General features: G+C 60.3%; 7 protein-coding genes and 5 pseudogenes. 5 read left to right on the plus strand and 7 right to left on the minus strand.

Annotated elements, in window-relative coordinates:
- Nucleotides 1–92: 92 nt before the first annotated feature.
- Nucleotides 93–143, plus strand: a pseudogene (locus ABIC09_RS37530) (hypothetical protein); the annotation flags it as partial.
- Nucleotides 144–238: 95 nt separating this feature from the next.
- Here ABIC09_RS37530 and ABIC09_RS37130 read toward each other — a convergent pair.
- Together ABIC09_RS37130 and ABIC09_RS37135 are read right to left on the minus strand one after the other, a co-directional pair.
- A pseudogene (locus ABIC09_RS37130) lies at nt 239–364 on the minus strand (IS66 family transposase zinc-finger binding domain-containing protein); the annotation flags it as partial.
- Nucleotides 365–688: 324 nt separating this feature from the next.
- Nucleotides 689–886: pseudogene (locus ABIC09_RS37135) on the minus strand (transposase domain-containing protein); the annotation flags it as partial.
- Between ABIC09_RS37135 and ABIC09_RS37140 the strand changes: the two are divergent.
- A pseudogene (locus ABIC09_RS37140) lies at nt 886–1,108 on the plus strand (IS66 family transposase); the annotation flags it as partial. The pseudogenes ABIC09_RS37135 and ABIC09_RS37140 sit on opposite strands and share 1 nt — an antisense overlap.
- On the opposite strand, the gene ABIC09_RS37535 reads toward ABIC09_RS37140, so the two are convergent.
- The 5 genes from ABIC09_RS37535 to ABIC09_RS37155 all read right to left on the minus strand — a co-directional run bounded on the left by ABIC09_RS37535 (nt 1,100) and on the right by ABIC09_RS37155 (nt 5,172).
- Nucleotides 1,100–1,222, minus strand: coding sequence for a hypothetical protein (locus ABIC09_RS37535; RefSeq protein WP_502917743.1), 123 nt, complete (start codon nt 1,220–1,222; stop codon nt 1,100–1,102). The pseudogene ABIC09_RS37140 and the gene ABIC09_RS37535 sit on opposite strands and share 9 nt — an antisense overlap.
- The gene (locus ABIC09_RS37540; RefSeq protein WP_502917741.1) at nt 1,209–1,493 is read right to left on the minus strand and encodes an IS66 family transposase; all 285 of its coding nucleotides are present in this window, start codon (nt 1,491–1,493) and stop codon (nt 1,209–1,211) included. The genes ABIC09_RS37535 and ABIC09_RS37540 overlap by 14 nt, the downstream gene beginning before the upstream one ends.
- Before the next feature lie 13 nt (nt 1,494–1,506).
- Complete coding sequence (locus ABIC09_RS37145) at nt 1,507–2,295, minus strand: transposase (RefSeq protein WP_502917742.1); 789 nt, start codon at nt 2,293–2,295, stop codon at nt 1,507–1,509.
- A gap of 69 nt (nt 2,296–2,364) precedes the next feature.
- Nucleotides 2,365–2,580, minus strand: coding sequence for an IS66 family insertion sequence element accessory protein TnpB (gene tnpB, locus ABIC09_RS37150; RefSeq protein WP_354112406.1), 216 nt, complete (start codon nt 2,578–2,580; stop codon nt 2,365–2,367).
- Between the two features lie 189 nt (nt 2,581–2,769).
- Nucleotides 2,770–5,172: a hypothetical protein gene (locus ABIC09_RS37155; protein ID WP_354112403.1), complete on the minus strand. Its 2,403-nt coding sequence runs from the start codon at nt 5,170–5,172 to the stop codon at nt 2,770–2,772.
- Nucleotides 5,173–5,732: 560 nt separating this feature from the next.
- Here ABIC09_RS37155 and gmd point away from each other — a divergent pair.
- The 3 genes and pseudogenes from gmd to ABIC09_RS37170 all read left to right on the plus strand — a co-directional run.
- Nucleotides 5,733–6,818: a GDP-mannose 4,6-dehydratase gene (gmd, locus tag ABIC09_RS37160; protein ID WP_354112404.1), complete on the plus strand. Its 1,086-nt coding sequence runs from the start codon at nt 5,733–5,735 to the stop codon at nt 6,816–6,818.
- Nucleotides 6,799–7,755 carry a GDP-L-fucose synthase gene (fcl, locus tag ABIC09_RS37165; RefSeq protein ID WP_354112405.1) on the plus strand — a complete coding sequence of 319 codons (957 nt, stop codon included), beginning with the start codon at nt 6,799–6,801 and terminating at the stop codon, nt 7,753–7,755. The genes gmd and fcl overlap by 20 nt, the downstream gene beginning before the upstream one ends.
- A 224-nt stretch (nt 7,756–7,979) precedes the next feature.
- Nucleotides 7,980–8,676 (plus strand): annotated as a pseudogene (locus ABIC09_RS37170) (transposase); the annotation flags it as partial.
- Between the last annotated feature and the right edge of the window lie 113 nt (nt 8,677–8,789).

An 8,789-nucleotide genomic window follows, 5' to 3' on the forward strand; every position in this document is an offset into this window, starting at 1 on the left:
TGGCGCAAACGCAGGCGGCCTTGAGCGAGCATCAGGGGGCGCTGGCGGCATCGGAGGAAGCGCGGCGTCGGCTGGAGGTCATTCTCGGCGAATTGCGACGCGAGAAGTTCGGCACGAAGTCCGAGAAGCTGCGGCCAGATCAGTATCACTTACCGCTGGAAGACGTGGAGATCGCGCAAGGCATCCTGGACGCGGCGCAGGAGAGAGCCGAGGCTGTGATCAAGGGCCGATCGCGAAGCGAGCAGTGGCGACAGATGTATTTCGGGCGGCGCGTGACCAACACCCGCCATTGCGCCGGGATCACGTCGAGCCGTTTGCTGACGTCCTCGCCGATCTTCGTCATGGCGCCGCAACCGCACGGACAGAGTGCTCAAGCCTGCGTCCATACGGTGGCGGCTAAGCGCTTACTGATGGTGGTGACGTGATGGACCTTGTTGACGTGGGTGAGCGGCTCTTTCCAGGTGCCGGGCTGGATGTTCGATCCGGCGGCATGTTCGATGGAGATTGTATCGGTTCCGCGCCTTCCCGTCAGCCAACTCCTTCAACTGCGCATCAGTCTGGTTGATCATCTCGTAGCTTGTCGTCCGGAAGAAAGCCCCGGAGGATTCGGCAATGACAAAGCAGTGTCGCGTGCAAATGGATCTGTTGGTCATGCCGCCGCTCGAGCGGAGAGCGCTGATGCCGGCGTCTAATTCCAGGGCAGCAGTTCGTCGTCCAGCCGGTGAGCCGGGTGGGCGGCGATGCGAGCAAAAACATCGGCCAGCCAGGCTTGCGGGTCGATGCCGTTCATTTTGCAGGTGACGATCAGGCTGTACATGGCCGCTGCACGCCGTCCGCCGCGATCGGAGCCGCAGAACAACCAGGACTTTCGGCCCAGAGCGATGCGAACGCTCCATCAATGGCAGGAGTGCCGAGGAACGCGTTCAGGTTCGGCAGACGCTGAACCGCCCTCTGTTCGAGGACCTTCAGGTCTATATGCGGGAGCAACTCGCCAAACTGTCCTGTGGGCACGATCTGGCCAAGGCGGCGCTGGGCGAGCTTCACGCTGTTCCTCGAGGATGGGCGGGTCTGCCTCTCAAACAACGCCGCCGAACGAGGCTTAAGAGGCGATCTCGAACAGCGCGTCGATCCGGCGCCGCACGACCTCGACCGCGATGGGCGAGAGCGGGATCTCCTTCTTGCCGGCGGCCTTGCGCCGGGCATTCTCTTCAATGTCGGCCATGGCAAAGAACGGCCGCCGCCCGTGTGACCAGCAGGCAGCCTCCCGGATCGGGCCTAGGCTGGCGTCCCGCCAGATAGAGCTGGTTGTACCCGTCATAGGCGTCGGCCTGCAGAATGCCGGCATATCGGGCCAGATGCGCCTGGGGATGCTCGCCCTCGCGGTCGCGTGAGTAATAGAACATCGCCGCCGGCGGACCCGCACCGCTAAACGGCCGGTCGTCCCGGACGTAGATCCGGCATCGTGCCGTATCGGTCTTGCCCTTGGCCAGCACTGGCGTGGTCGTATCATCGGCATGAAGGGCGCTCGGCCGCCATGACATGGGCTTCGACCAGGCGCAGGAGGGGATCCAGCGACGCACAGACCGATCCCACGGCGTCCGCTATGGTTGACAGCGCGATCGGCACGCCTTCCAGGGCGTAGCGCTCGGCCTGGCGGTTCAACGGCTGATGCTGGCCGAACTTCTCGAACATGATCATGGCCAAAAGGCTCGGACCAGCCCATCTCCAGGCGATGGCATGGAACGGCGCTGGCGCCTGGCTGATCTTTTCGCAGTCGCGGCAGGAGAACTTCTCCCGCACCGTCTCGACCACCTTCCACTGGCGCGGCACCACCTCCAGCGTCCGCGTCACGTCCTCGCCGAGTTTGCGCAGGCGGTTGCCGCCGCAGCACTCGCGCGCGGTCGGCGGGTCGACCACCACCCGCTCGCGTGGCAGGTGATCGGGGAAGGTCTGACGCTCAGGGCGCTTGCGCGTAAATCTACCTACCGTCGTCGTCTTGGCCACAGCCCGTTCCGCCGCAAGCTCGTCCTCTGTGGCGTCGGCTTCCAGCTCTTCGAACGTCAGCGCCAACTGCTCGATCAGCCGTGCCGAACGCTCCGACCGTTGCCCATAGATCTGATGCTTCAGCTTGGCGATCTGCAGCTTCTGCTGGGCGATCAGCGCACCGTCTTCGGCAGCTTTCGCGTGGGCGACCGCGAGCTCGGCGGCGATCTCTAAACCCTTCGTCCGCTCGGCTGCCAGCGCCTTTTTCAGGGCGGCTACGTCATCCGGAGCAGGGTCGCGATCAGCATTCATGCGACGCAGTGAATCACAGATCGGACGCGATGGGACTCCCCAAAAATGCAAAAGCTGCCGATTCTGCGCTCAGCCCGCGCTTTGCGGCCGCCAGCTCAATTGCGGATTCCGCCAGTCGATCCCTTCCAGCATATAGGCCATCTGCGCCGCTGAGATCGACACCGCGCCATCCGACGCCGAGGGCCAGATGAACTTTCCGCGGTCCAGGCGCTTGGCGTAGAGCGACATGCCCAACCCATCGTGCCAAAGAATCTTGACCAGATCGCCGCGGCGGCCGCGGAAGATATAAAGATCGCCGGCTTATCCGGTTAGATTGACTGCGGTTAGCTTGTAACGGGACATCATAACCCCGCATCCACGTTGAGATTTCCCCCACTGCCTTTGAGTCGATCTTAGCAATCAAAGCCGTTTCTCACCACACATCCGCATTTAGGTCGCGGATACGGCTGAAGTTCTTAAAAGAATCGTGGCAGGTCAAGGATTCTCGGGGGTGAGTCGCGACCAGTACGACCAGTCATAACGACAGTCCTTGTTGCACGATGTTTCAAGGCGCAGGACATCTCCTGGCTTCAAAGCGGCTGTCAACTCGTTGACTTGTTCGCCGCGATCGCCGTCGTTCTTCATCGGATCGAGACAGCGCTGGAGCAAAGGGGTCTCAGAACCGCCGTTTACGTGGGTTACCGTAAAACAGACTCCGTCCGTCCCATCGGGCCGGCTCCAAGCCTGGTCCCGCAGCCCAAACCCGACGACCATGCGGGATGCGGGCTTGTCCACAGTGATTTCGACGGTTTTGGGCGCATGGGCGAGCAGGCCCTCCGGCACCACGCTGATCCCGGGATTTGATGCCAACCGCATCATGTAAATGTGTTTGTCGACGTATTGGCGCGTCTCCGGACTGGCGCTCGTGATGTAGTTGAGAGCGGGTATTCGGACCTCTCGTAGCTCCAAAGCGACGTTTTCAGCATACATGAGGCTTCCCAAGCGTCCCGACTCGAATGAAACGCCGACAACTCGGTTCGACCTTCGTGGTTCTCCCAGGGACAGAGCAGCGTAATCCGTCGATGACGCGATGTAGGGGCTAATAATAAATCCCGACTGGGCCATGGCCGGGATGATCCGATGGATCACGGTGCTGCCATCTGCAAGAGTCACACGAACGTGCACCAAAGATGCCCGAAACAAAATATTTGCGAGGCGGCCGGTGATCGTCTTGTTGATCTTGACCTTCATGAACAAGGGGGCCGTCCCAGAAAGGGCCATGGTCTCGCCAAATCGAATGGTTGACGCCGTCGCAGGGCCAAGCAACTCAACCTGATCGTGCGCGATAAGTCGCTTGAGGACTAGAACCGAGCCGGCCTGCGAAACGGGTGCGTATCGGTTCAGCAGAAAAGGCCACAACGCCCCCTCGGCCAAGGACGGATACCGACCGTCGATATTGGTGATAGCCGGGTCGAAAAGAAGATAATCTGGCCCGTCAGTCTCGATGTCAGCAAGGTTTCTCTCGCTGAGCGGAGCAGCGAAGGTGACGTATTCCTGAAAGCTCCATCGCGGTTGGTACTTCAGCCCATGTGCGAGAACGCTCGACTGGATAGAAGGCAGGGTGTCGACCGTTCCAGTAAGCGCCGGAAGGGGCAACATCTTGCGAACACGATCCCAGGCGAGTTCTTTTTCATGCTTTTTTTGCGCAATCCAGGTGGAAGGATGCTTCACAAACTCGGTGGTGTCACTAAAGTCGCTCGAAATGTGAGAGCGCCACCGAGCGAACGACTGCGCAACAGTGGTTCCATAGCTGGACCACACCAGCGGATTGACGACAACCGCGATGAACAATGCAAGGCCGAGCAGAAGCGGCAAGACCGACCGATCGGCGAGGGAGGCTGAAGTCCGGGGAGCTGCTAATGCATAAATCGTCGCTGCGAGCGCCATTCCCGCCCATGCGATCAGCGTGTGAAGATCCTGGCGTACAAATCCGCCTTTGAAGGATATGAAAGCCATTGCCAAGACGATCAGGCATCGAGCGGTCGCGTCAGGCCCTCTGACGCGACCCTCGCGAAGAGCTCCGAACTCATAAAAGAGCATGAGGGCGAGAGCGAAGGCTCCGGCCGCTCCAAATCCTTCAAGTTCCACGAGTGAGCCGGGGACTGCCATCGCCTCCGAATAGCCGGCCGATATGATGATGCTGCCGCAAACGAAGTCGAAGAATGATCGAGGCTGCTCCACCACAGCAAACCCCGCAAAGAAAAACGCAAGGAACCCGACCGTCAGGCAGGGCGTCCGCCGGCTACAGGCCAACACGATGTCGCAAATCAGAAAATCCAGTATCGCGAGCGGTACGATTGAGAATTTCGTGAGCGCCGCTATCGCTGTCGCGATCAGTCCGCCGGCCACAGCAACTGAATTAATCGAGCGTCCGGTGCTGGACATGGCAACCAAAGCGGTGAGCGTCGGGGCCGTGAAAAAAACGGCGTCGACCATTGGATCTGCGCATGTCAGCGCGAGGCAGCCGAACAGCACGAGCGCACCAAAGCGTCCCTCCCGCTTCGCAAGCGACGCGACCAGAACGGATAACGCTGTGATCAGAAAAACGTACAGCCCGAGATTAAGCGGCAACCGATCGACGGCAAGCCAATGCGTATAGATTGCCGATAACGGCCCGAAGGTGAGGACGATGTCCCGCCCTAGGCCTATCCGCAGTTCCGGTGCTTCGCCGAGGACCGCCCTCCACGATGGGTCAAGTCCGAACCCCGGAAGCGTGACCCCGAACGGAGAAAGAGCGACAAAGAGGCCGAGCGCAACAAAGACAATCCCGAGAAGCCACACCCAGCCGGACTTTGGCTCCGTCGATAACAACAGCTCGGGCGAAGTATTTTCCTTCATTCAGATCCTTCCTGAAACGTATAATGTTTTGTGCGCGACGTAACTGGTGAATGGGGAACAAGGACGCCGATGACATGGGCGATCGAATCGAGAGCGAAATTGCCGAGTCGGCACGCATTGCCCACGATGGCGTTGCGCTCGACATACATATTCTGCCCAGGGCTGCAGATCTCGCCGATCACGGCTCCCGGTGCGACATGCGACCAGACCTTGGTGTACTAGCCCACCGTCGCCCCTCCCCGACCATCGGTCTCAGCATCGCTAACGGTTTTATCGTAATCATCCTGACATCCTGACCTGCAACTGCAAAACCCACTGTCTACCGCCCAGATGACAACCAATAGGTCATTTCGTGTTTAACCCGCCTGCCGTATTAAGAGGATTCAAAAAGGTTGTCTCGCACATTACTTCAACTACCGTCCATTTTTGAAGAGCCTCAGGCGTTTCCAATAGACGCCGGACCCGCCTCGATGCTATGAGCCAATTTGCTAGAACTAAACTGGAACTTAACGTGGCACGAATCTTCAAAAGTGCTGTATCGCACGGAGCGCGATCCTATAATGGTGGACGATAACTCTAGAGCACGTGTTGCGCTGATCACCGGCGCTACGGGCCAGGACGGCGCGTATCTCGCCGAATATCTGCTCGGGCTCGGCTACACGGTCCACGGCATCAAGCGCCGATCGTCCTCGTTCAACACCGCCCGCGTCGATCATCTCTATCATGATCGCCATGAGGGCAATGTGCCTTTCCTGCTGCATTACGGCGACATGACCGACTCGACCAACCTGATCCGCCTGATGCAGCAGATCAGGCCGACCGAAATCTACAACCTCGCCGCCCAAAGCCACGTCGGCGTCAGTTTCGAGAGCCCGGAATATACGGCCAATGCCGACGCCGTCGGCGTGCTCCGGCTCCTGGAGGCGATCCGCATCCTCGGCATGGAAAAGGAGACGCGGTTCTATCAGGCGTCGACGTCGGAGCTTTACGGCCTGGTCCAGGAAGTGCCGCAGAAGGAGAGCACGCCATTTTATCCGCGTTCGCCCTATGGCGTAGCAAAGCTCTACGGCTACTGGATCACGGTGAATTACCGCGAGGCCTATGGCATGTATGCCTCGAACGGCATCCTGTTTAACCATGAGAGCCCGATCCGCGGCGAGACCTTTGTCACCCGCAAGATCACCCGCGGCGTCGCCCGCATCGAGACCGGACTGGAGGACACGCTCTATCTCGGCAATCTCGAGGCCAAGCGCGACTGGGGCCACGCGCGGGACTATGTCGAGGGCATGCACATGATCCTGCAGGCCGATGCGCCTGACGATTTCGTGCTGGCGACGGGGGAGACGCGCTCGGTGCGCGAATTCGTCGAGCTCGCCTTTGCCGAAGTCGGCCGCTCGGTCGAATGGCGCGGCAAGGGTATCGATGAGATCGGCGTAGACGCAAGGTCCGGCAAGGCCATGGTCCGCATCGATCCGACCTATTTCCGGCCGACCGAGGTCGACCTTCTCATCGGCGACGCGAGCAAGGCGCGCGAGAAGCTTGGCTGGAAACCGAAGAGGAGCTTTGCGGAGCTCGTCAAGGAGATGGTTGCAAGCGATCTCGCCGCGGCCAGGTTGGAGGCGGCCAATGGCAAACACGCCGTTTAACCTGAAAGGCAAGACGGTCTTTGTCGCCGGCCATCGCGGCATGGTCGGATCGGCGCTGGTCCGGCGGCTCGCACAGGAGGATGTCGAGCTTTTGACGGTGCCGCGGAGCGAGGTCGACCTGCGCGATCAGGCGGCGGTGAACAAGTGGCTTGCGGCGAGGCGGCCGCAGGTGGTTTTCCTGGCGTCGGCGAAAGTCGGCGGCATTGTCGCTAATGACACGATGCGCGCGGAGTTCCTCTACGACAATCTGGCGATCGCGGCCAATGTGATCCACGCGTCGCATGTCAACGGGTGCGAGAAGCTAATGTTTCTGGGCTCCTCCTGCATCTATCCTAAGCTCGCGCCACAGCCGCTGCGCGAGGATTCGATGCTGACGGGGCCGCTGGAAGCCACCAACGAGCCCTATGCCATCGCCAAGATTGCCGGGATCAAGATGGTCGAGGCCTATCGCAGCCAGTATGGCGCGGACTTCCTCAGCGTCATGCCGACCAATCTCTATGGCCGCGGCGACAATTATCATCCCGAGTATAGCCATGTCGTCGCGGCGCTGATCCGCCGGTTTCATGAGGCGAAGGCGTCGGGCGTGAGGAGCGTCGCGGTCTGGGGCACTGGCACGCCAAGGCGCGAGTTCCTCTATGTCGACGATCTCGCCGACGCCTGCATCCATCTGATGAAGGTCTATTCGACTGGCGAGCTCATTAATGTCGGCACCGGCAAGGACATCACGATCGCCGAATTCGCCCACGTGGTCGCGACAACGGTCGGCTATACCGGCGAGATCAGTTTTGACACGTCACGCCCCGACGGCACACCGCGCAAATTGCTCGATGTCAGCCGGTTGGCAAAACTCGGTTGGCGGGCGATGACCCCGCTCGAGGAGGGCATCAGGCTCGCCTACGAGGCCTATTTGAGCGAGACCAAGCAACCCACCGTTTGAGCCCCTACGTCGTCATTCTCCCCAGCAGAAGCAATCCGATGCCTGCATTCTTTAGTCGTCCGTGAAGAACGGCTAAGCATCTGATGTGGAATCGCATTCCGGTTGGGATGCAGGTTTGAGATTGCAGGGATTTGGAGCTTGAGAGCCCCAAAGCCTGCAATTTCGTTTTTTGGATTCCCCTTGACTTCGAAGCATGATTCCCTCTGCGTGTCGGAGGGCGAACGATGCGACCGAAGAAGCACAAGGCGACGGGATCGAACGATCTGTTCCGGGCCCGGCTGGACCAGACCATCAACCTGAAGCACGAGCTTGTTCTGCTTGCCGGCAAGATCGACTGGGACTGGATCGACGACGAGGTCGCGCCGCTCTACAGCGAGAACGGCCGGCCGGGGATCGAGAGCCGCTTTGTGATCGGACTGTTGTTGCTAAAGCACATTTACGGGCTGTCCGATGAGGGGATTTGCGAGCGCTGGGTCCACGACCCGTATTTCCAGTTCTTCACCGGCGAAGAGTTCTTGCAGCATGCCTTCCCGCACGAGCGCTCCGACCTGAGCCACTGGCGCAAGCGGCTCGGCCACAGGCTGGAACTGTTGCTGGCCGAGAGCCTGCGGGTGGCGCACGAGGCCGGCGCGTTACGCAGCCAGGACCTCAAGCGGGTCACGGTTCGACACCACGGTGCAGCCCAAAGCCATCACCTTCCCGACCGACGCCAAGCTGCTGCATGCAGCCATCAAGGGGCTCAACCGCCCGGCGAGAAGGCATGGCGTCAAGCTGCGGCAATCCTATTGCCGCATCGCCAAGGGTGCAGCGATGATGGCGGGGCGCTATGCCCATGCCAAACAGTTCGGGCGGCATCAGCGACAGTTGCGCGTCCTGCGCAGCCGGCTGGGCCGGATCATCCGCGACATCCGCCGCAAGATCGTAAGCGCGAAGCCGATACCCTGGCTTCAGAGTTAGATTGAATGTGCGAAGAAGCCTCCGGCTTGGAACGGAGGTTTGGATGGGATTGGACAGCAAAAAGGACGTCCATTTGG

It is taken from the genome of Bradyrhizobium sp. S3.12.5 (assembly GCF_040548225.1).
Lineage (GTDB): Bacteria > Pseudomonadota > Alphaproteobacteria > Rhizobiales > Xanthobacteraceae > Bradyrhizobium > Bradyrhizobium cytisi.